This is a genomic window from Actinomadura sp. NPDC023710 (genome assembly GCF_040639875.1).
Lineage (GTDB): Bacteria > Actinomycetota > Actinomycetes > Streptosporangiales > Streptosporangiaceae > Spirillospora > Spirillospora citrea.
In genome coordinates this window covers 125,793-146,995 of record NZ_JBFAGB010000023.1, presented here as the reverse complement: position 1 = coordinate 146,995, position 21,203 = coordinate 125,793, and the positions used below count along the sequence as shown (strand labels likewise).

General features: G+C 73.2%; 25 protein-coding genes. 15 read left to right on the top strand and 10 right to left on the bottom strand.

All coding sequences use genetic code 11. From position 1 onward, the window contains the following. Positions 1-58: 58 nt before the first annotated feature. Positions 59-619 (top strand): dihydrofolate reductase family protein, encoded by a 561-nt coding sequence (locus AB0H37_RS26090; protein WP_360615820.1) that lies wholly within the window; start codon positions 59-61, stop codon positions 617-619. A 63-nt stretch (positions 620-682) separates the two neighbouring features. On the opposite strand, the gene AB0H37_RS26085 is transcribed toward AB0H37_RS26090, so the two are convergent. Then, positions 683-1,093, bottom strand: a complete 411-nt coding sequence (locus AB0H37_RS26085; RefSeq protein WP_360615818.1) for a phosphoribosyl-AMP cyclohydrolase — start codon at positions 1,091-1,093, stop codon at positions 683-685. Between the two features lie 46 nt (positions 1,094-1,139). After that, entirely contained in the window at positions 1,140-1,922 is a 783-nt protein-coding gene (locus tag AB0H37_RS26080; RefSeq protein WP_329097114.1) for a helix-turn-helix transcriptional regulator, read from the bottom strand. A gap of 85 nt (positions 1,923-2,007) precedes the next feature. Here AB0H37_RS26080 and AB0H37_RS26075 point away from each other — a divergent pair, with 85 nt between their 5' ends. Beyond that, the gene (locus AB0H37_RS26075; RefSeq protein ID WP_179831544.1) at positions 2,008-2,436 is read left to right on the top strand and encodes a hypothetical protein; all 429 of its coding nucleotides are present in this window, start codon (positions 2,008-2,010) and stop codon (positions 2,434-2,436) included. Between the two features lie 25 nt (positions 2,437-2,461). Here AB0H37_RS26075 and AB0H37_RS26070 read toward each other — a convergent pair whose 3' ends face one another. Together AB0H37_RS26070 and AB0H37_RS26065 are read right to left on the bottom strand one after the other, a co-directional pair. Further along, positions 2,462-2,833: a hypothetical protein gene (locus AB0H37_RS26070; protein ID WP_329097117.1), complete on the bottom strand. Its 372-nt coding sequence runs from the start codon at positions 2,831-2,833 to the stop codon at positions 2,462-2,464. A gap of 63 nt (positions 2,834-2,896) precedes the next feature. Beyond that, entirely contained in the window at positions 2,897-3,475 is a 579-nt protein-coding gene (locus tag AB0H37_RS26065) for a helix-turn-helix domain-containing protein (RefSeq protein ID WP_329097119.1), read from the bottom strand. A 79-nt stretch (positions 3,476-3,554) separates the two neighbouring features. Here AB0H37_RS26065 and AB0H37_RS26060 point away from each other — a divergent pair, with 79 nt between their 5' ends. The 5 genes from AB0H37_RS26060 (at position 3,555) to AB0H37_RS26040 (ending at position 8,634) form a co-directional block, all read left to right on the top strand. Beyond that, complete coding sequence (locus AB0H37_RS26060) at positions 3,555-4,964, top strand: MFS transporter (RefSeq protein ID WP_360615815.1); 1,410 nt, start codon at positions 3,555-3,557, stop codon at positions 4,962-4,964. Positions 4,965-5,048: 84 nt separating this feature from the next. Beyond that, on the top strand, positions 5,049-6,071 hold the full coding sequence (locus AB0H37_RS26055) for an NADP-dependent oxidoreductase (protein WP_360615813.1): 1,023 nt from the start codon (positions 5,049-5,051) through the stop codon (positions 6,069-6,071). A 19-nt stretch (positions 6,072-6,090) separates the two neighbouring features. Then, a complete protein-coding gene (locus AB0H37_RS26050; RefSeq protein ID WP_360615811.1) occupies positions 6,091-6,516 on the top strand; it encodes a MerR family transcriptional regulator in 426 nt (141 codons plus the stop codon). A 71-nt stretch (positions 6,517-6,587) separates the two neighbouring features. Next, a complete protein-coding gene (locus tag AB0H37_RS26045) occupies positions 6,588-7,160 on the top strand; it encodes an NAD(P)H-dependent oxidoreductase (RefSeq protein ID WP_360615809.1) in 573 nt (190 codons plus the stop codon). 1 nt (position 7,161) lies between these two features. Continuing rightward, positions 7,162-8,634, top strand: a complete 1,473-nt coding sequence (locus tag AB0H37_RS26040) for a DHA2 family efflux MFS transporter permease subunit (protein WP_360615807.1) — start codon at positions 7,162-7,164, stop codon at positions 8,632-8,634. Positions 8,635-8,677: 43 nt separating this feature from the next. Here the strand turns inward: AB0H37_RS26040 and AB0H37_RS26035 are convergent, their stop codons facing one another. Together AB0H37_RS26035 and AB0H37_RS26030 are read right to left on the bottom strand one after the other, a co-directional pair. After that, positions 8,678-9,484, bottom strand: a complete 807-nt coding sequence (locus AB0H37_RS26035) for an SDR family oxidoreductase (RefSeq protein ID WP_329097129.1) — start codon at positions 9,482-9,484, stop codon at positions 8,678-8,680. Positions 9,485-9,592: 108 nt separating this feature from the next. Then, positions 9,593-10,165, bottom strand: coding sequence for a CGNR zinc finger domain-containing protein (locus tag AB0H37_RS26030; protein ID WP_360615804.1), 573 nt, complete (start codon positions 10,163-10,165; stop codon positions 9,593-9,595). Positions 10,166-10,234: 69 nt separating this feature from the next. On the opposite strand from AB0H37_RS26030, the gene AB0H37_RS26025 reads away from it, so the two are divergent. Then, complete coding sequence (locus tag AB0H37_RS26025; RefSeq protein WP_179831535.1) at positions 10,235-10,624, top strand: carboxymuconolactone decarboxylase family protein; 390 nt, start codon at positions 10,235-10,237, stop codon at positions 10,622-10,624. Further along, positions 10,621-11,493 carry a hypothetical protein gene (locus tag AB0H37_RS26020; protein WP_360615802.1) on the top strand — a complete coding sequence of 291 codons (873 nt, stop codon included), beginning with the start codon at positions 10,621-10,623 and terminating at the stop codon, positions 11,491-11,493. The genes AB0H37_RS26025 and AB0H37_RS26020 overlap by 4 nt, the downstream gene beginning before the upstream one ends. Here AB0H37_RS26020 and AB0H37_RS26015 read toward each other — a convergent pair. Together AB0H37_RS26015 and AB0H37_RS26010 are read right to left on the bottom strand one after the other, a co-directional pair. Continuing rightward, positions 11,490-11,939, bottom strand: coding sequence for a hypothetical protein (locus tag AB0H37_RS26015; RefSeq protein WP_179831533.1), 450 nt, complete (start codon positions 11,937-11,939; stop codon positions 11,490-11,492). The genes AB0H37_RS26020 and AB0H37_RS26015 overlap by 4 nt on opposite strands. Before the next feature lie 197 nt (positions 11,940-12,136). Continuing rightward, the gene (locus AB0H37_RS26010) at positions 12,137-13,921 is read right to left on the bottom strand and encodes an alpha/beta hydrolase (protein ID WP_360615800.1); all 1,785 of its coding nucleotides are present in this window, start codon (positions 13,919-13,921) and stop codon (positions 12,137-12,139) included. Between the two features lie 342 nt (positions 13,922-14,263). Between AB0H37_RS26010 and AB0H37_RS26005 the strand changes: the two genes are divergently transcribed. The 6 genes from AB0H37_RS26005 (at position 14,264) to AB0H37_RS25980 (ending at position 18,792) form a co-directional block, all read left to right on the top strand. Beyond that, positions 14,264-14,425: a hypothetical protein gene (locus AB0H37_RS26005; RefSeq protein WP_179831529.1), complete on the top strand. Its 162-nt coding sequence runs from the start codon at positions 14,264-14,266 to the stop codon at positions 14,423-14,425. 66 nt (positions 14,426-14,491) lie between these two features. Next, on the top strand, positions 14,492-14,998 hold the full coding sequence (locus AB0H37_RS26000; protein ID WP_179831528.1) for a MauE/DoxX family redox-associated membrane protein: 507 nt from the start codon (positions 14,492-14,494) through the stop codon (positions 14,996-14,998). Then, entirely contained in the window at positions 14,998-15,510 is a 513-nt protein-coding gene (locus tag AB0H37_RS25995; protein WP_329097138.1) for a TlpA disulfide reductase family protein, read from the top strand. Before AB0H37_RS26000 ends, AB0H37_RS25995 begins: the two co-directional genes overlap by 1 nt. A gap of 31 nt (positions 15,511-15,541) precedes the next feature. After that, positions 15,542-17,377 (top strand): ABC transporter ATP-binding protein, encoded by a 1,836-nt coding sequence (locus AB0H37_RS25990; RefSeq protein WP_360615797.1) that lies wholly within the window; start codon positions 15,542-15,544, stop codon positions 17,375-17,377. Then, positions 17,374-17,862, top strand: a complete 489-nt coding sequence (locus AB0H37_RS25985) for a S26 family signal peptidase (RefSeq protein ID WP_360615795.1) — start codon at positions 17,374-17,376, stop codon at positions 17,860-17,862. The genes AB0H37_RS25990 and AB0H37_RS25985 overlap by 4 nt, the downstream gene beginning before the upstream one ends. 249 nt (positions 17,863-18,111) lie before the next feature. Then, positions 18,112-18,792 (top strand): response regulator transcription factor, encoded by a 681-nt coding sequence (locus AB0H37_RS25980; RefSeq protein WP_329097142.1) that lies wholly within the window; start codon positions 18,112-18,114, stop codon positions 18,790-18,792. A 57-nt stretch (positions 18,793-18,849) separates the two neighbouring features. Here the strand turns inward: AB0H37_RS25980 and AB0H37_RS25975 are convergent, their stop codons facing one another. Together AB0H37_RS25975 and AB0H37_RS25970 are read right to left on the bottom strand one after the other, a co-directional pair. Then, a complete protein-coding gene (locus AB0H37_RS25975; RefSeq protein ID WP_360615794.1) occupies positions 18,850-19,803 on the bottom strand; it encodes a sigma-70 family RNA polymerase sigma factor in 954 nt (317 codons plus the stop codon). 18 nt (positions 19,804-19,821) lie between these two features. Continuing rightward, positions 19,822-21,054 carry an FAD-dependent oxidoreductase gene (locus AB0H37_RS25970; RefSeq protein WP_360615792.1) on the bottom strand — a complete coding sequence of 411 codons (1,233 nt, stop codon included), beginning with the start codon at positions 21,052-21,054 and terminating at the stop codon, positions 19,822-19,824. Positions 21,055-21,203 lie beyond the last annotated feature (149 nt).

The following is a 21,203-nucleotide window of genomic DNA, read 5'->3' as shown; positions in this document are numbered from 1 at the left end:
TCCGCGAAGCTCTGAGCAGAGGAAACAACCTATGGATCGCGGGCCCGAGGGGGAGATCATGCGGAAGTTCAAGCTTCAGGTGCAGGTCAGCGCGGACGGCTACATGGCCGGTCCGAACGGCGAGATGGACTGGATGACGTTCCCGTGGACCGACGACATCGGCCGGTACATCGACGCGCTGATGCGGCCGGTGGACTGCATCGTGCTGGGCCGCAGGCTCGCCGAGGGGTTCATCCCGGCCTGGGAGTCGGGGCCCGAGGGTGAGACCCAGGAGGCCATCGACCAGATGAACAACACGCCCAAGGTCGTCATCTCGAACGGCCTCACCGAGTCGCCCTGGAAGAACGCCGAGGTCGCGGGGGGCGACCTCACCGAGATCGTGAACGGGCTCAAGGCCCGCCCCGGCGGCGACCTGATCGCCTACGGGGGCGGCACGCTCGTCCGTGACCTGATCGCCCGGGGCCTGCTCGACGACCTCTACCTGTTCGTCAACCCGACCGCGATCGGCTCGGGCATGCCGGTGTTCCCGGAGGGCGACCACCAGCGGCTCGACCTCGTGGAGTCGCGCCTGTTCGACTGCGGCATCGCCGCCATGCACTACACGCCGAAGAGCGCCTGACCGGCGGCGCGGGCCGTCCGGCCCCGGCGTCCACCGCCCGGGGCCGGTCGCCCGCCCGGCCGGTCACTGCAGGAGGTGGCGCAGCGCCTCTCCGTCGGCGACGGAGCGGTAGTAGCAGGTGGGGCGGGGCTCCCCGGACGGGAGGTTCGTGTGGCAGGCGCCGCCGGTGGTGCGGTTGACGAGGTAGAGCAGGGAGTTCTGCTCGCAGTTGACGCGGACGTCGACCAGTTCGAGGACGTCCCCCGAGGTCGCGCCCTTGCGCCACAGCTCGTTGCGGGACGTCGACCACAGGACGGCGATCCGCTCCTCCAGCGTGGCCTTGAGGGCCTGGTCGTTCGCGTATCCGATGAACAGGACGTCCCCGCTGCCCGCGTCCTGCAGGACCACCGGGACGACCCGCGCCCCGGTCGCCGCGACGCCCGCCAGCTTGTCGAAGTCCAGGGTGAGCCGGGTGCCTTCTTCGAGTTCGTTCACCCCGCCATCCTGCCAACCCGCGGCACCGGCCGTCCCCACTGACACGTCACCCCCGCCGCCGCAGGAGGGCCGCCGTGGCCTCGTCGGCGGGCAGGAACGCTTCGAGACGCAGCTCGGACAGCGTGACGTCCACGGCGGTCGCGAACGAGGTCAGCGTGGTGATCAGGCGCAGCTCGCCGTCCGGGACCCGCAGCCGGAGCGGGACGGCGAACCCGAGGTGCCCGCCCGGCGACTCCACCGGGGGCAGGTAGCCGTCCAGCTCGTCGATGAACTCCGTCAGACCCGGGTCCGGAACCTGCCGGGCCGTGTCGCGGAGGCTGCCGGTGATGTGCCGGCCCCATTCGGCGAGGTTCTCGACGCGGCGGGCCATCCCGTCCGGGTGCAGGGCGAGGCGGAGCACGTTGACCGGCGGTTCCAGCAGGGCGGGCGCGGCGCCCTCGGTGAGGACGCCGAGCGCCGGGTTGGCGGCGACGAGTTCCCCGTACGGGCGGACGACGACCGCCGGGTACGGCATGTGCCCCGCGAGAATGCGGTCGAGGGCCTCGCGCACCGGGCCGAGTTCGGGGGCGTCCAGCCCCGACTCGGTGTAGACCGGCGCGTATCCGGCGGCGAGCAGAAGCCCGTTGCGCTCCCGCAGCGGCAGCTCCAGCGACTCGGCGAGCCGCACCACCATGGTGCGGCCCGGCCGTGAGCGTCCCTGTTCGAGAAAGCTCAGATGGCGCTGGGTCGTGTCGGCCCTGATGGCCAGGTCGAGCTGGCTGAAGCGGCGACGCGTCCGCCAGCGTCGCAGGTCGCGGGCGAACTGCCCGGGCTCCGCCACCACTGTCATGCCCCCATCCCACACCGATCGCCGCGCCGGCTCCATTCCCTGGAGGGAATCGCGGACGCGCCCCGCGACTCGCAGACTGCCGGACATGCACATCGATGTGAAGCGAGTGGCCGACCGCTACCTCGCCCAGTGGAACGAGCCCGACCCCGCGGCGCGGAGCGCGCTGATCCGCGAGGTGTGGGCGCCCGACGCGACCCACGTCCTGGTCAACCCGCCGGAGGCGGTCCGGGACGCCGCCGCGGCGCTCGCCGTCCCCGCGCCCCCTCTGGAGGTCCACGGCCACCGCGCGCTGGACGCCCGGGTGACCAGGGCCTACGAGATGTTCGTCGCGCCGGGCGAGCACGTCTTCGAGGTCGCCGAGGAGCCCGTCGTCCTGCTGCCGCACGTGATCGGGGTCCGCTGGTCGATGGTCACGGCGGACGGCGGCGAGGCTGTCGGCGGCGGGCTGGACGTCCTCTACCTGGACGGCGACGGCCGCGTCCGCACCGACCACCAGTTCGTCGGGACGCGGTGACGCGCCGCACGGGGAAGGGCGGCCGTCAGGACGGTCGCCCTTCCGCGCGCAGGGCGAGGACGCCGAGGGCTGCGTAGCCGCCGGTGATCGCCGCCAGGCCGGCCGCCGACCGGCGCGGAACGTCGCCGCGGATCACATGCACGACCCCGGCCGCGGTGTCGCAGGCGTCCACCATCAGGCACAGCCTCCGCCAGCGCCGCCGCGCCCCCGGATCGCCCAGCAGGTAGCCGAGGCCGAGGGCGGCCGCCCTGCTGCCGAAGATCCGGATCATGTACCTGAGCTCGGGGCCGTCGCGGTCGCCGATGCCCGCCAGCCTCACGTTGAGGCCGGGCGCGGCCAGCGCCAGCACGCCCCACGCCACCCGGCCGCCCGCCGCCATCTCCAGTGCTCGTTCCATGCCGCGACCCTCCCATCACACCCCGCCACGGACCGATTACCCCGGAGGTAAAGCCGCGATCGGCTACCCGGCCAGGATCGACCGCACCGTCGCGGTCACGACCCGGCCGGTCTCCTCCGCGTCCAGGCGCTCGGCGCGGGTCTCCTCGGCGGCGCCGTGCAGGACGTACTGCACGACGTTGACCAGCCAGGTGATCGGCAGGTCGGTACGGAACACCCCTTCCTCCTGGCCCCTGCGGATGATCGCTTCGACGCGCTCCGCCGGGTCGGCGTGCAGTTCGCGGACGCGTCCGGCCGGAAGGGCCTCCTGGGCCGCCGCCAGCAGCGCCCTCGATTCGGCCACGAGGGACCAGCTGGACTCCACCAGCCGCGCGAGCGCCTCTGCCGGGCTGCCGGACAGGTCGAGGCCCGACAGCACCACATCCCCAGCGCGCAGGGCGTCGACCAGGGCGGCCTCGACCAGTTCGGCCCGGTTGCGGAAGTGGCCGTAGAGCGTCATCCGGCCGACACCGGCCGCCTTGGCGATGTCGTCGATGCTCGCGCTCGGATCCCTGCTCAGGCACTCGCGTGCCGCGGACACGATGCGGGCGATGTTGCGCTCGGCGTCGGCGCGCCGGCGCCGGCCGGTGGTGGCGGAGGGCATGCCGCATCTTAACTCGTATGACGCAGTACGGGTTAATCTGCTATATCTCGTATGGCACTGTACGAGTTAAGGAGACACGATGGCAGAAGACACTCACGCCCCGGCGGCGCGGGCCCATCCGCTGCGCTGGCGCATCCTGGGATTCCTCGGCGTGGCCCAGCTCATGCTGATCCTCGACGTCACGGTCGTCGCGATCGCGCTGCCGCACATGGAGGCCGACCTGGAGCTGAGCCGCCAGGCCGTGACCTGGACGGTCAGCGCCTACACCCTGACGTTCGGCGGGCTCATGCTGCTCGGCGGGCGGACCGCCGACCTGATCGGGGCCAGGCGCGTCGTCCTGGCCGGCCTGCTGGTCTTCACGGTGGCGTCCCTGGTCACCGGCCTGGCCGGATCGGCCGCCATGCTGCTGGGCGGGCGCGTCGCCCAGGGAGTGGGGGCGGCGATGCTGTCCCCGGCGGCCCTGTCCCTCGTGGTCACCCTGTTCCAGGACGACGAGCGGAACAAGGCGCTCGGCGTCTGGTCCGCGCTGGGCGGCGGCGGCGCCGCCCTCGGCGTGCTGCTCGGAGGGGCGCTGACCGCCGGTCCCGGCTGGCCCTGGGTGTTCTTCGTCAACGTCCCCATCGGGCTGGTGATCTTCGCCGCGCTCGTCCGGATGCTGCCGCGCCACCGGGCGGCCGCGGCCCGCCCCCGGCTCGACGTCCTCGGCGCGCTGCTGGTCACCGCCTCGTCCGGCGCGCTGATCTACGCGTTCATCCGCGCCGGGGACGACGGCTGGCTCGGCCTCGGCACCGGCCTGCCGGTGCTGCTCGCCGTGCTCGGCTACCTGGCGTTCGCCGCCAGGCAGAAGACCGCCCGCTCGCCCATGATGGACGTCTCGCTGCTGGTCCGCCGCCCGGTCGCCACCGGCACGTTCCTGATCGTGACGGCCACGGCCCTGATGATCGCGATGTTCTTCCTCGGCACGTTCTACTTCCAGCACGCCCGGGGCTACGGCGCGCTGCGCACCGGCCTGCTGTTCCTCCCCATCGCGGTCGCGACGATGGCCGGCGCCAACCTCACCGGCCGGACGATCGCCGCGGCGGGACCGCGCCGGCTCGCCGTGGCCGGGCTCGTCACCACCGCCGCGGGCATGGCCCTGCCCGCCGTCTCCCTCCACCCCGTGACCGTCGTGATCGGCACGGCGGTCGCGGGCGCCGGGACCGGCGCGATGTTCGTCGTCGCCTCCGCCACGGCCCTCGGCCAGGTGGCGCCGCACGAATCCGGCATCGCGTCCGGCATCGTCAGCACGTTCCACGAGTTCGGGGCCTCGATCGGGGCCGCCGTCATCTCCAGCGTCGCGGCCGCCAGCCTCACCGGCGACACCCTCGACGGCTTCACGCACGGCTTCGTTCTCGCCGCCGTCACCGCCGCCGTCGCGACGCTCACCGCCGCCGTCCTGACCCCGCCCCGTCCGCGCCGCCTGACCGGGCCCGGCCCGGCGGACGCTTGACCCTGACGCGCGGGTCAACGGTTAGCTTCGTGGCCCGCGTCCGGGGCCCGTCCCCGGACTCCAGTCCCTTTTGAGGAGCGTCCGATGCCGTCCTTGCCCCGTACCTCGCGCGTGGTCCAGCTCGCCGACCTTCCCGACGGGCTTCCGGGGCCGGAGCATTTCGGCGTCGTCGAGGTTCCCATGCCGGTTCCGGGGGACGGGGAGGCGCTGGTCCGCAACCGCTACTTCCAGGTCTTCCCGTCACTGCGGACCCTGATCGGCGGCGGTGTGAAGGGCACGCCCTTCCCGCCGCTGCGTCCGGGCGACACCCTGTTCGGGGCGGCCATCGGCGAGGTCGTCTCGGCGCCCCGGGACGCCGGGCTGCGTCCCGGGGACCTGGTCCGCCACTGGCTGGGCTGGCGCGAGCACGCGGTCATGCCCGCCGACCAGTGCACGCCGCTGGACGGCGCGCTGCCCGATCCGGTCGCGCATCTCAGCCAGGCGGGCGTCGCGTACACGGCGCTGACCCGGGACGCGCGCGTCCGTCCCGGCGACACCGTGTTCGTCTCCGGGGGCGCGGGCGGGGTCGGCTCGCTGGCCGGCCAGGTCGCCCGCCTGCTCGGCGCGGGACGCGTGATCGGCAGCACGGGCTCGCCCGGCAAGGCCGCCCGCCTGGTGTCCGAACTGGGGTACGACGCGGCCGTGATCCGGGGCGGGCGGCCCGTCGCCGAGCAGCTGGCGGAGGCCGCACCCGACGGCATCGACGTCTTCGTGGACAACGTCGGCGGCGAGCAGCTCCAGGCCGCGATCGCCGCCGCCACGCCCGGTGCGCGGTTCGTCCTCGTCGGGACGCTGGCCGGGCAGCTCGCACCGAACCGCGCCGGCACCACGGCGCCGGTCGAGGTCGACACGTTCCAGCTGATCGCCAAGCGCATCGAGATGCGCGGTTTCGGCGGGCTGGACGGCACCGGGCCGCGTCCCGAGTGGGCCGAGCGCGTCGGCGCCTGGCTCCGCTCCGGGGACATCACCTTCCCGCACGCGCGCGTCGCGGGCATCGAGAACGCCCCGCGGGCGTTGCACGAACTGATCAGCGGACGGCACCTGGGAGCCGTCATCGTCGAGTTGTGACCTCCCGAGAGGAGTCCCCATGCGGATCGGCGACGCCGCGGCGGCGGCGGGAACGACCCCGCGGGCCCTGCGGTTCTACGAGCAGCGCGGGCTTCTGCCCCCGCCGTCCCGCACCTCCGGCGGGCAGCGCCGGTACGGGCCCCGCGAGGTGGCCCGGGTGCTGACCATCCGCCGGTTGCTCTCCCTGGGGCTGACCATCGAGGACATCCGCGGCTGCGCCGACCGGCTCGACCTGCTGGACGGCGACGCGCTCCCGCCCTACGGCGGCCCCGGCTGCACACAGAGCGCCGGGGTCGCCCGGCGCCGCCTCGCCGTCCTCGACGCCGAGATCGCCCGCCTGACGGTGCTGCGCGACGCCCTCGCCACCCAGATCGGCGAGACCGACGCGGCCGGCGCCCCCGCCGCCGGCCCGTCACGCGGGCAGGTAGGGCGCCCAGTCATCTGACAGATGAGCCGCCCGCGGTGGTCTCCGTAGCTTCGATCGCGTCACCATGCCGCGCTTCGAGGAGAGACCATATGAGCAAGGAACCGCTGCGCGTCGCGATCATCATCGGGAGCACGCGCGAAGGACGGTTCGGGCCGACCGTGGGGACCTGGTTCGCCGAGCAGGCCCGGCAACGCGACGACCTGATCGTCGATGTGGTCGACGTGGCGGACGCGCCGCCGCCGTCCGCGCTGGGATCGAAGGCGTCCGAGGGGTTCGAGCGCGTGACCCGGACACTGCACGAGGCCGACGCCTACGTCGTGGTGACCTGCGAGTACAACCACAGCTTCCCCGGCACGCTGAAGAACCTGATCGACACCCACTTCCACGAGTGGCGGGCCAAGCCCGTCGCGTTCGTGTCGTACGGCGGGCTGGGGGGCGGGCTGCGGTCCGTCGAGCACCTGCGGGGCGTCTTCGCCGAACTGCACGCCGTGACCGTCCGCGACACCGTCAGCTTCCACCACCCGTGGAACTGGTTCGGGAACGACGGCCGGCCGAACGACCCCGAGGGGGCCTCCGCGGCGGCCAAGGGGATGCTCGACCAGCTCGCCTGGTGGGGGCACGCGCTGCGCGACGCCCGGGCCGTCCGCCCGTACGGGGGCTGAGGTGACCGCGACGGCCGAGGCCCCGCCGCGGGGCCGGACGGCGCCGGGACCGACGGCGATCGTGCTCGTGCTCGTCCTCGGCTCCATCATGATCACGCTGGACACGACGGTCGTGAACGTCGCCATCAACCGGCTGTCGCAGGAGTTCCACGCGCCGCTCGGCACGATCCAGTGGGTGGCGACCGGGTACTCGCTGGCGCTCGGCGCGGTGATCCCGTCCAGCGCTTGGGCGGTCGGCCGGTTCGGCGCCCGCCGGCTGTACCTGGGCGCGATCGCGGCGTTCGGGGCCGGGTCACTGCTCGCCGGGCTGGCGTGGAACATCGAGTCACTGATCGCGTTCCGGGTCGTGCAGGGGTTCAGCGGCGGGCTGGTGATGCCCGTCGGCATGACGATCCTGCTGCGCGCCGCCGGGCCCGAGCGGCTCGGCCGGCTGATGAGCACCCTCGGGCTCGCGATCCTCGTCGGGCCGCTCGCCGGGCCCGTCCTCGGCGGCTGGCTGATCGACGAGGTGTCGTGGCGGTGGATGTTCTTCGTGAACCTGCCCGTCGCGGCGGCCGTGGTGGCGCTGGCCGCGCGGGTCTTCCCGCGCGACGTCCCGGCGGAGTCGAAGCCGCTGGACGTCCCGGGCCTGCTGATGCTCTCGCCCGGGATCGCCGCCGTGCTGTACGGCGTGACGACGGGCGGCGACCGCGGCGCGTTCGGCTCGCCCGGCGTCGTGGCGCCGATGATCGCGGGCGGAGTGCTGGTCGCCGCGTTCGTCGTCCGGGCGCTGACGGCCCGGCATCCGCTGATCGACCTGCGCGGCTTCCGGGACCGGACGTTCGCCGCCGCGACCGGCACGCTGACCCTGTTCTCCTTCGGCTACTTCGGATCGATGCTGCTGCTCCCGCTGTACCTGCAGGTCGTCCGGGGCGAGAGCGCGACCATGGCGGGCCTGCTCGGAATCCCGTTCGCTTTCGGCTCGGGGACGGCGATGCAGGTCGCGGGCCGGATCGCCGACCGGGTGCCGCCCGGACGGCTCGTCCCCGTGTCGGCCGCGACGGCCCTCGCCGGATTCGCGCTGCTCACCGTGCAGCTCGACGCGGACGCCTCCTACTGGGGGCTGTGCGCGACGATGCTGCTGATGGGCGCGGGCGGCGGAGCGACGATGATGCCCGCGATGACGGCGGCGACCCGCGGCATGCCCCACGACCGGGCCCCGGCGGCGAGCGCGACCGTCAACCTGGTCAACACGATGTCGGGCGCGATCGGGCTGGCGACGGCGTCGGTCGTGCTGTCATCGCTGATGAACGGCCTGGTGCCGGACGGGCGGGGCGGCGCGCTCCAGGCCGTCCACGGGATGGGCCCGGACGAGCGCCGGGCGATCGCCGGGCCGCTGGCGGAGGCGTTCCAGCACACCTACCTCTTCGCGGCCGGGATGCTGGCCCTGGCCCTGATCCCGGCACTGCTGCTGCCGCGCCGCCCCACCGGCTGACGCGTCGGGCCCCCGGCCGGCCGGGGCCGGGGGCCGGCGGGGCTCAGACCTCCTTGAGGAAGCCGGAGTCGACGGCGAAGTCGGCCCCCGTCGTACTCGCCGACCTCGGCGAGGCCAGCAGCACGATCACGTCCGCGACCTCCTGCGGCGTCGCGAGACGACCGGTCGTGAGGCTCATCATCTCGGCCGCGCCGCCGTCCAGCACCGCGTCGCGGTCGGAGCCCATCGCCCCGGCGATGATGTCGGCGGCGCCGCCCTCGTCCGTCCACCACGGCGTCCGGACCGGACCGGGCGACACCGAGTTGACCCGGACGCCCTGCGGCGCGAACTCCTCCGACAGCCCCTTCGTCAGGTTGTTCAGCGCCGCCTTCGCCGCGTTGTAGTCGTAGTTCATCGGCCCGGGGCGCCGCCCGTTCCCCGACGAGACGTTCACGATCGACGCCCCGTCGCTCTCCAGCAGGTGCGGCATCGCGGCCCGCACCGAGCGGACCACCGCGAACAGGTTGAACTCGAACATCTCGCGCCAGTCGTCATCGGACGGGGTCAGGAATCCGAACCGGGGGAGCGTCGCGCCGGGCGGCGGCCCGCCCGCGTTGTTGACCAGGACGTCGAGCCGGCCGAACTCCTCGACGGCCCGCGCCACGACCTGCGCCGGGGCGTCGGCGTCCATCAGGTCGGCGGGCACGTGCAGCAGGTTCGGACCGGCGAGCGCGTCCAGTTCCCCGCCGGGCTTGCGGGACACGGCCACCACGCGGGCGCCCTCGTCCAGCAGCGTCCGCGTGACGGCCGCCCCGATCCCCTTCGACGCCCCGGTGACGATCGCGACGCGCCCGGCAAGCCTCAGGTCCATGGGTTTCCCTCTCATAAGGCGGGCGCGCCCACCCCGGACGCGCCTCGCCCTCTGAACCCCATCCCGCCCCCACCGGTTGCACCGAAGAACGCGCTCGCCGTCCTGGAGCTAGGCGTTCGGGTTCTTCGCCTCGGCCGCGCGGCGCGCGCGCAGGGCGCGTACCCGGCCGCGGCTGGCGCAGGCAGGGGACGGGCACCAGCGGCGACGGCCGGCCGTGTCGACGAAGACGCCGCGGCAGTCGTCCTCGGGGCAGACCTTGAGGTCGCTCCGTCCAGGGCCGGTCAGATGGTCGACGGCCTGCCGCGCGATGCGTCCCAGCGCCGCCCCGGCGGTCGGGGGCGCGGACCTCGTGATCCGTCCGCCGACCGCGAGGTCGACCGGGTCCTCCTCGGCGAGGTACCCGGCGAGGCTCCGCACGTCGTCCCCGTCCGGCGGACGCCCGTCCACGGTCGCGAGGGCGATGGGACGGAGCAGTTCGCGCAGGAGGAGGGCCCTGTCCAGATCGTGCCGGTCGGGCGGCCGGACGGGAGCGAGCTCGCAGAGGTCCAGCCACTCGGCGAACCGGCCGGGATCGGGAAGGCGCTCGACCGACCGCGCGCCGAAGGCGCGGCCGCGCGTGGCGAGCAGGTTCAGCCAGGTCGCACCGCAGTCGAGCCGGAACGCCGACGGATCGTCCTTCATGGGACCAGGGTAACGCTCGACCCGTTACGATGCTACGGTAACGACTCAAGCGTTACAGAGGAGATCACCATGCCGCTCGCCGAGCACCTCACCCGCACCCGCCTCGACCGGGACGCGGCCTACCGGCTGCTGGACGTCCTCCAGGACGAGGCCACCCAGAACGCCGCCCTTCCCGGCCTCGACGACCTCGCGCCGGGCTTCGCCGACTGGATCGTCACGAGCCTGTTCGGCGGCACCTACCAGCGCGAGGGCCTGTCCCTGCGCGACCGGCAGCTGCTCAACCTCGCCGCCCTCACCGCGATGGGCGGCGTGGACCCGCAGCTCACCGGGCACGTGACGACCTGCCTCCGGCTCGGCATGGCCCGCGAGGAGATCGTCGAGGCGCTCGTCCACCTCGCGCCCTACCTCGGCGTCCCGAAGGTCCTCGCGGGCCTGCGCGTGGTGGCGGCGGCGCTGTGAGGATCAGGACGGTCCTCGGCGACATCGCCCCCGGCGACCTCGGCGTCTGCAACGCCCACGACCACCTCTTCCTCCGCTCGCCCCGGCTGCCGGGCGAGGAGCTCGACGACCCCGCCGCGGCCGCCGCCCAGCTCCGCGCCTTCGCCGCGCTCGGCGGCCGGGCGGTCGCCCAGTGGACGCCCCACGGGATGGGACGCCGCATCGACGACCTCGCGGACCTCTCGCGCGCCACCGGCGTCCACGTCATCGCCGCCACCGGCCTGCACCAGGCCGCCCACTACGACGCCGCCCTGCTGGAACGCCTCCAGCCGGACGTCCTGTTCGCCGACGAGCTGACCCGCGGCCGGGCGGGCATGATCAAGGTTGCCACCGCCTTCCACGGCCTGGACGCCCACGCCCGGCGCGTCATGACCGCGGCGGCCGGGGCGTCGATTGCGACCGGCGCCCCCATCGGCGTCCACCTGGAGCAGGGGACGTCGGCCCTCGACGTCCTCGACCTGCTCTGCGGGGCCCTCGGCGTGCCGCCGGACCGGGTGATCCTCGGGCACCTCAACCGCTCTCCCGACCCGTGGGTCCACCACCGCGCCGCGGAATCGGGCGCCTACCTGGCGTTCGACGGCCCGTCCCGCACCCACCACGCCACCGACTGGCACCTGTTCGCCTCGCTCACCGCGCTCGCGGAAGCCGGACACACCGACCGGCTCCTGATCGGAGGCGACACGACGACGGCGAGCGCCCGCGCGGAGCTGGGCGTCCCCCACACGCTCCGCGCACTGCGCCCGCGCGTCGAACGGCAACTGGGCCCCGAGGCGGCGACGGCCATCTTCACCACGAACCCGGCCAGGGCGTTCGCCGCGCCCTGGCCCTAGTTCAGCGCCTCGTAGACAAGGGCGGCCACCGCGCCGTAGGCCAGGTGGGGGACGACGTCGGACGCCCAGTCCGACGCCGACCATTCGCGGGGATCGGTCAGGCCGAGGGCGGTCATCGGGGCGCTCGACCCGGCCATCGCCAGCCCGGTCAGCACGACGGTCCCGACCGGCCGCGGGAAGCGCCGGCGCCCCGCCAGCAGGCCGTACAGCAGCCCCGCGCCGAGTCCGGTGCCGAAACCGAGCATCGGCCCGAGCCCGGCCTTGCGGTTCTCGGCCTTCTCCCCCTCGCCCAGCTCGACCCCGGCGACGTCGGCCAGCTTCTCCACGCTCTGCTCGGGCGTACTGCTGGCCGGCCGTCCCCGAACCGCCATATCGAGATAGGTCACCATGTTGAGGGCGGTGGTCCCGGCCGCTCCGGCGGCCAGTCCGCGCGTGATTCTGTCCATGCCGTCGCGCTACCCAGCATCCGCGGGCTCCCACCTCCGCGCACCACAGCGGGGCCGACGGCGGTGCGGGCCCCGTGCGGTACCCGGCGTTCACGGGCTCCCCCGCCGGACGCGAGACATCTCTGCACGGCCGTCGCGCCGGGGCCGCTCACCGGGCGGGCCGGTATGCGGCCCGCCCGGCGTCACGGTCGTTCGGTTCAGCGGGTTCCGAGCAGGAGGGACGAGGGCACCCGCGTGGCCACCGGCGGGAGTTTCGTGCTGTTTCCGGCGGTGGCCGCCTGGGGCGCCATCGCGCTCGCGTCGGCCGGTCCCCTGGTCGCGAGCGCCGGTTCAGGGCTGTCGGCGAACGGCTGGGTGTCGCCGACGCACACCTTGCCCGCGGGCGGCAGCGCCCCGCCGACGAGGTAGCCGTCGACCGCCTTCGTCACGCACGCCGAAGTGCCGTAGGCGGTGTGCCCCCAGCTGTTGCTGGACAGCAGGCGGCTGTTGGGCAGCAGCTTGCTGGACGAGACCGCGTCGTTGTAGTTCGTGGCCGGGTCGTAGTAGTTCCCCACGAACAGGACGGGGGCGTTCGTCCGCCGGTTGAAGGGACCTGTGTAGGCGTCCTCGTCGCGGACCTTCCAGGCGTCACGGGCGCACTGGACGCTTCCCCAGCCCCACGCGCGCCCGAAGTAGGGAGCCCGCCTGTCGGACGCCGCCGTCAGCGCGGGCCAACTCCCCGCCTTCTTCGGGTGCAGGCCGTCGGTGCAGGTGACACCGCTGAACGCCTCGAGGCCGTTGTCGTAGGGGAAGTCCTTGGCCGAGACCTTCTCCGCGGCCTCCTTCTGTCGCCTGACCTCCGCCCGGCGCTCGGCGATGCGGGCGGCGAGGGCCTTGCGCGCCCTGGCGGCCTGCGCCGCCGTCGAGGCGGGCGAGGTCGCCGCCCACAGGTCGGTGAGCATGGCGTCTATGTACTCGTAGCCGCCCGGGTCGTACAGCGAGCCGAGCGCGCCGCCGACGAGGTCGGCGTAGGTGACCTTCTCACCGTCGATCTCGGCGGGCTTCGCCTTCAGCCGCTTGGCGAGGGCGTCGAAGTTCTTGACGGGGTCCCCGTAGGCGGCGAACTGGCATTTCGCCTTGCCCGCCTTGCCGCATCGGACGAGGATCTCCCGCAGCGCCTTGTAGGCGCCGTCGGCGGACCGGAGCCGGTCGTCCAGGATCTGGTTCGCGGTCTTGGGGGTGCCGACCCAGGAGACGGGGTTGATGACACCGTCCACGACCACGGCGCGCAGCCGGTCGGGGAACATGTTCGCGTAGTACTGGCCGATCGCCGTGCCGTAGCTGAAGCCCAGGTAGGACAGCTTCTTGTCGCCGACCGCACGGCGCAGGACGTCCATGTCGCGCGCCGCCTCGGCGGAGGACATCGCGCCCGCCAGCTTCTTCCCCGTCGTCGAGCAGCCCTTGCCGACCGCCTTCGCCGACTTGATGTAGGCGGCCTCCTGCTTCGCGCCGACCGGGAACGCCACGTTCATCCCCGCCAGCGCGAGCGTCTGGTCCCTGGTGGACGTGAAGCAGGCGACGTTGGAGCTGAAGCCGATGCCTCGCGGATCGAACCCGACGATGTCGAAGCGGTCGAGGACGTCCTTACCGAGGAAGTCGGGCGCCTGGTAGGCGATCGCGGTGCCCTGACCGCCGGGCCCGCCAGGGTTGACGAACAGGCTGCCGATCCGCTTCTTGGCGTTGCGGGCCTTCACCCTCAGAAGGGCGATCTCCGTGGTCGCGCCTTTCGGATCGTCGTAGTCCAGGGGCAGCCGGACGGTCGCGCATTCCGCGTAGTCGTAGCACTTGTACCAGGCCGGCTTCGGGGCGGGCACCCGGTCGACGCGCTCCTTCTCGACCGTGCTCGTCGTTTCGCCCGGGGCGGCCAGGGCGGTGACCGCTAAGGCGGGCACGAGCGCCGCACCGGCCACGCCGGCCGCGAGAATCCTGTGTCCGAGACGCATGAGGTTCCCTTCGTGGGGATCGCTGCCTCTCCCGCGCAATTGCACGGATTGGTCCAGTGATTCTCGAATGCGCTACCTGTCCCCGTGATCCACCGCCGGACCCGACCTCCGCTTCAGAAGATCACCCCGAAGACCGATTGACGCTCGCTCCGAGGGCGTTTTTCAAGGCAGGGCGGACGACCCACCTCCGCCGAGAAGCCCGCCCACCCCTGGCCGAACATGCCCGCAGGGAGAAAAATGATCTTTAAACGGGATCGCGGGCCCCTGGTGTGCTGTAATCCGGTTGGTCCGATTCATGATCACAGCCCACGGCCGCCCGACGGCCGGGGAGAGGAGACACGCATGAGCCGTCTCGTCGACCGCCTGCTGGAGCGCGTGGCCCCCAAGGCCACCGCGTCCGCCGGCTGCAGCTACAGCAACTACTGCTACCGCACCCTGTACATGCGCCGCATGTGCTGCCTCGACCAGGGTTGTCAGTCCTGGGTGATCGGCGCCTGCGGATAGCCGTGAGACCCCTCGCGGGCGCCGGCGCGCCGCCGCACGCGAGGGGTCGTCCTGTGAGGAGTGCGCATGGAACTCGTGCGGATCGGCTGCGCCTGCCTGATCGGGCTGGTCTTCGCCGTGTCGGCCGTATCCAAACTCCGCGACTTCGACGGTTTCGCCAGGTCCGTTCCAGCGCTGGTGCCCGCGTGGCCCGGCCGCGCCCGGCTCCTGGCGATCACCACGACCGCTCTTGAGGCACTGGTGCCGCCGCTGCTGATCGCGCCGGTCACCGCCCCCCTCGGTTTCGGTCTCGCCGCCGTGCTGCTGGCCGCCTTCACCGCGGCCGTCGCGGCCGCGGTCCGGCGCGGACGCCGCACCGCCTGCCGCTGCTTCGGCCCGTCCAGCGTTCCGCTCGGTCCGCGCCATCTCGTCCGCAACGGAGCGCTGCTCACCTGCGCCGTGCTCGGCGCCCTGGCCCCCGGCGGCCTGCCGCCCGCGGGCGGCATCGCGGTGGCCGCCGCGGCCGGGCTGGCCGGAGCCGTGCTGATCGTCTTTCTCGACGACATCGTCGAGCTGTTCGCGAGGAACCCCTGATGCCCTATCTCATCGCCGCCGTCGTCCTCCTCGGGCTGCTGTCCGCGTTCAACCTCGTCCTCACGCTCACCCTGATCCGCAGGCTGCGGGGGCACGGCGCCGCGCACCCGGGCCACGGGGAGCTCGCGGCCCCGCCGATGGCGCTCGAGCCCGGCTCGCAGATCGGCGACTTCACCGCGACGACCACCGAGGGCGAGCCGGTCACCCAGGCGGACCTCCCCGCCCTGGTCGCCTTCTTCTCCGCGAACTGCCCTCCCTGCCACGAGCTGGCTCCGCGCTTCGCGGAGCTCACGACGGGGCTGCCCCGGCTCGCGGTCGTGACCGGCGAGGATCCCGAGCTGGTCGCGGTCCTGTCACCGGCGGTCCGCGTCGTCGTCGAGGACTACGACGGCGCCGTGAGCGGCGCCTTCCAGAACACCTGGACGCCGGCGCTCTACATCGTCGACGGCGGGCAGCGCGTGGTGGCCACGGGCGGGCGCCTGGAGGACCTGCCCCTCGAAGCCCCGGCGTGAGGACGCCGGAAGCGAACCGGGGGGCGGGCGCGTGAGCGGACGTCCCCCCGTCCGCGGAGTGGCCGCCGCCGGGACCGAGGCGGCCGCGCTCGTCTGGCGGTCCGCGCCCGGCGGCGTGTCCGGCTACCTGCTGATCACCCTGGCCGAGGCCGCCGCGCCGGTCGCGACCGCATGGCTGATGAAGACGGTGGTCGACCGGCTGGCGAATTCTCAGGGTTCGGTCGCGGGCCCGGCCGCCGCCCTGGTTGCGGCAGGTCTGGCCGCCGCAGCCCTGCCCGGGATCGGCAAGTACCTGCGCGACCAGGGCGGCCGGGCCGCCGGAGTCCGGGCGACCGACCGGCTGTTCGCCGCGACCGAACGCCAGGTCGGGCTCCGCCGGTTCGAGGATCCGGTCTTCCTGGACCGGCTGCGCCTGGCGCAGGAGGCGGCCGGCAGCGCCGGGTACCTGGTCGACGCCGTCTGCGGCACCGCGCGCGGCGCGCTGTCCCTCATCGGCTTCCTCACCTCGCTTCTGGTGATCAGCCCGCAGATGACGGGGCTGGTGCTGATGGCCGCCGTACCGGCGCTGATCGCCGAACTCCTGCTGTCGCGGAGCCGGGCGACCATGCAGTGGACGACCGAGCAGACCCACCGCCGCGAGTTCTTCTACAGCCGCCTGCTGACGGACGTGGAGGCGGCCACCGAGATCCGGCTGTTCGGCATCGGCGCCTTCCTGCGCGCCCGGATGATGTCCGAACGCCGTCGCGGCAACCGGGCCGAGCAACGGATGAGCCGGCGCGAACTGGCCGTCCAGGGCGGGCTCACCGCGCTGAGCGCCGCGGTGGCGGGCGGCGGCCTGTGGTGGGCGATCACGGCGGCACGGCACGGCACGCTCGGCGTCGGGGACATCACCATGTTCGTCGCCGCGGTCGGCGGCGTCCAGACAGCCCTGACCCTGCTGACGTCCTCCATCGCCACCGCCCACGGCCGCCTGCTCGTGTTCACGCACTACGTCGCGGTGACCCGTGCGGAACCGGACCTGCCGAGCGCCGCGACGGGCGAGGCACCGCAACTGCGGCGGGGCATCGAATTCCAGGACGTGTGGTTCCGCTACAGCGACGACCACCCCTGGGTGCTGCGCGGCGTCGACCTGACGATCCCGCACGGCTGGGCCGTCGCGCTGGTCGGCCTGAACGGCGCGGGCAAGAGCACGCTGGTCAAACTGCTCTGCCGCATGTACGACCCGACCCGCGGGCGGATCCTTTGGGACGGCGTCGACCTGCGGGACATACCGCCGCCCGCGCTGCGCGAGCGCATCAGCGCCGTGTTCCAGGACCACATGAACTACGACATGACCGCGAGGGAGAACATCGCGGTCGGCGACCTCCGGACGCTCGACCGGCCGGAGGCGGTCCAGGGGGCGGCCGCCCGCGCGGGCGTCCACGACAAGCTCGCCGGGCTGCCCAACGGCTATGACACCCTGCTGACCCGGATGTTCTTCTCCGAGGCGGACAAGGACGACGCCGGCACCGGGGTGGTGCTGTCCGGCGGCCAGTGGCAGCGCCTCGCGCTGGCCCGTGCCTTCGTCCGCGACGGCCGGGACCTGATGATCCTGGACGAGCCCAGCTCCGGTCTCGACCCCGAGGCCGAGCACGAGGTCCACGCCCAGATGCGCCTCCACCGGTCCGGCCGGACCAGCCTGCTGATCTCGCATCGGCTCAGCGCCGTACGGGACGCCGGGCTCATCGCGATCCTCGACGGCGGGCGCGTGGCCGAGCTCGGCACGCACGAGACGCTGCTGGCGGCGGGCGGCCACTACGCCCGCCTGTTCCGGCTGCAGGCGGCCGGATACCAGGAGGCTCCGCAGCCTTCCGAGGACATCGGATGATGTGGCTCGCCGCCGCGGCGGGCGTGCTCCTGGTGTCCGGCGCCCTCACCGGCTGGGTGCGCCTGCGGTACCTGATCACCACGGTCGACGGACCCAGCATGGAGCCGACGCTCCACTCCGGCGACCGGCTCCTCGTCCGCCGGACCCGGCGGGTGCGCGCGGGCCAGATCGTGGTGGTGCGGATCCAGCCGCCGACGCTGGACGCGCCGCCCCCCGATGCCCCCGCCCCGGACGAGGAGATCCCGGTCATGCGGGTCCACCCGGACGGGCTCCTGCTCGTCAAGCGGGCGATCGCGGTGGCCGGTGATCCCGTCCCGGTGGACCGGGTGCCGTGCCTGCGGGAGACGCGGGAGACGACCGTGCCGCCGGGTGCCCTCGTCGTGCTGGGCGACAACGCGCCCACCAGCTGGGATTCCCGCGACTACGGATTCGTCCCCGCCGACCGGTTCATCGGCGTGGCAGTCCGCAGACTCCCGGCGCCCTGACCGCGCGCCCTTCGGGCGCAGGCCGGTGAAGGGTTGGCCAGTTGGGCAGCGAGAGGACGCCCATGATGACGAAGTGGGTCGGCGCGGCCCAGCTCCGCACCGGTCCGCGACTGCGCCTTCCTCGCCCCCTCCGGAAACCTCCTCCGGTTCACCCGGGCCACAGGTGAAGGAAGGCTCGGTGATCGTGCTCTCGGCGGCGGCCCGGCTTTGCATATGTCGGCGATATGCCGTCCCGCCTAGCCTTCAGGTATGCGCGTGCTGGTCGTTGAAGACGAGCCCTACCTGGCCGAAGCCGTCCGTGACGGTCTGCGGCTGGAGGCGATCGCCGCCGACATCGCCGGCGACGGCGACTCCGCCCTGGAACTGCTCAGCGTCAACTCCTACGACCTGGCGGTCCTGGACCGCGACATCCCCGGTCCCTCCGGGGACGAGGTCGCCCGGTGGATCGTCGCCTCCGGCAGCGGCATCCCCATCCTCATGCTCACCGCCGCCGACCGGATCGACGACAAGGCCTCGGGGTTCGAGCTCGGCGCCGACGACTACCTCACCAAACCGTTCGAGCTTCGAGAGCTCGTCATGCGGCTGCGTGCGCTGGACCGCAGGCGGGCGCACGCCCGGCCCCCGGTCCGCGAGATCGCGGACCTGCGGCTGGACCCCTTCCGCCGGGAGGTCTACCGCGACGGACGCTACGTCGCGCTCACCCGCAAGCAGTTCGCCGTGCTCGACGTCCTCGTCGCCGCCGACGGCGGTGTCGTCAGCGCCGAAGAGCTCCTGGAGCGGGCCTGGGACGCCAACGCCGACCCGTTCACCAACGCCGTCCGCATCACCGTCTCCGCCCTGCGCAAACGACTCGGCGAACCGTGGCTCATCGCCACGGTGCCCGGCGTCGGCTACCGAATCGAAACCGGAACCGACGGCCTTCCTTCTTGACCGGCCAAGGTCCGCCGGGACGGTCGTCCGCCACTCCCGGCCGCGGTGGGCGTCGGGTCACCACTGGGTGATGAGCGGTGTGTCCGGTTCCTGCCGCCGCCAGGTTTCGGTGAGGCGGGCGAGGCGGGCGGGGGCGGCGATGCCGCGCACGGTTGCGATCTCGCCCTTGGTGATCTCGAACGCCACGACGCCGATGACCCGGCGGTCGAGCACGAAGAGGAGGGCGGGTGCGCCGTTGACGAGCGCGTAGTGGATGGCGGGTGCGCCGCCGGCGAATCGTCGTTTCGCGGGTGTGGGTTTCAAGCCGGCCCCTACGACGGCGGCGATGCGCTGCGGAGTGTCGTACTGCAGCAGCGTCTCGGCCAGGCCGGCACCGTCGGAGATCGCGGTCGCGTCGTCGGTGAGCAGCTCCACCAGCCGTTCGGTGCGGCCCGAGGAGGCGGCGGCGAGGAATTCCTCGACGAGCCTGCGGGCGGAGGCGGGGTCGACTTCGCCGCCGCGGCGGCGCGCGCCGGCGACGCGGTGCCGCGCCCGGTGGAGGTGCTGCTGGCTTGCGGACTCGGTGATGTCGAGGATCTCGGCGATCTCGGCATGGCTGTAGGAGAACGCTTCGCGCAGGAGGTAGACGGCCCTCTCAAGGGGTGACAGGCGCTCCATGAGGGTCAGCACCGCCAGGGAGACCGATTCGCGCTGCTCGAAGGTGGCGGCCGGGCCGAGCATCGGGTCGCCGTCGAGGAGCGGTTCGGGCAGCCAGGCGCCCACGGCGCGTTCGCGGCGGGCCTGTGCCGAGCGGAGCCGGTCGAGGCACAGATTGGTGACGACCTTGGTCAGCCATGCCTCCGGCACCTCGATCCGCCGCCGGTCGGCGGCCTGCCAGTGCAGGAACGCGTCCTGCACGGCGTCTTCGGCGTCGGCGGCGGAGCCCAGCAGCCGGTACGCCAACGAGGCCAGCCGGTCACGGCTGGCCTCGAACCGGCCGGTGTCGGAGCGATCAGCGGCGGAGCCGTCCACGCGAACCAACTTAGGCGGCTACACGGCCGCCTCGGCGGACGCGTCCGGCGCGAAGGCGGCGGCCCTCTCGGCGGACGCGTCCGGCGCCGTGGCCAGACGGCGCCTGCGCTTGGGGATGCCGAAGGTCGGGTGCGAGGTGGCCCACAGCGAGGTCCTGATGACGCCCGCCTTGACCCGCGCGGCCTTCCGGCCGCCCACGTACTTCGGCTTCGCCCGCCCTTCGTCGTCGACCGGCTGCAGGATCCCGTCCCGCCGCCCAAGGCTGATGTGGTTGTAGGTGTAGACCAGCTTGGTGTTTACGATCTTGCGGCCGGTCAGGCGCCCCACGATCGCCTCGATGGCCTGCCGGCCGGTGTAGCCGGCCGAGGCGCAGGACATCGGCAGCGACCGGCCGTTGTCGCCGATGGCGTGGGCGCTGTCACCGATGGCGTAGACGTTCGGGTGTGAGACCGACCGCATGGTGCGATCGACGACGATCTGACCGTTCCCGGTGACCTCCAGTCCGCCGGCCGCGGCCATGGGGTCGACCTCGAACCCGGCCGTCCACACGGTCGCGTCGGACGCCAGGGCGGTGCCGTCGGCGCACAGCACCCGCGTCGCCTCGACGGCTTCGACGCTGGTGTGCTCCAGGACGGTCATGCCCAGCCGGTCGCACGCCTGGCGCAGGTGGTCGCGGGCCCCGGCGGAGAGCCGGGCGCCCAGCTCGCCGCGGGCGACCAGTGCCACCGACAGGCCGGGCCGGGATTCGGCGATCTCGGTGGCGCTCTCGATGCCGGTCAACCCGTCGCCCACGACCACCACACGCCCGCCTTCGCCCCGCCGGCCCAGGCCGTCCAGGCGCTCGCGCAGGCGCAGCGCCGAGGGCCTGGCGGCGACGTCGAAGGCGTGTTCGGCCGCGCCGGGGACGGCGCGGTCGGCGCCATGGCTGCCGAGCGCGTACAACAGCGTGTCGTAGCCGAGTTCGCCGCCGCCGTCGGCGTCGGCCACGGCGACGACCTGGCGCTCAGGATCGACGGCGGTGACGCGGGCCACGCGCAGCCGTATCCCCGTGCCCGCGAAGACGTCGGCGAGCTTCGGAGCCTCGATGTCCCGGCCGGCCGCCAACTGGTGCAGCCGCATTCGCTGGACGAACTCCGGCACGGCGTTGACCACGGTGATCTCGGTGTCCGCCGGGGACAGTCGGCGGGCCAGGATCCCTGCTACGTAGGCCCCGGCATAGCCTGCGCCGAGGACGACGATGCGGTGCTTCATGTGTTCCTCCTGTCGGTTCGCCTGCTCTCGGTGAATTGAGCGGGACAGCGCCCCGATTGCTGACAGGAACTACATGTGGCTTGGGTCATAGAGCGGCAGCAACGCCGCCACGCCGCGTCACCGGGCACCGTGTACACGCCGCGGGATCA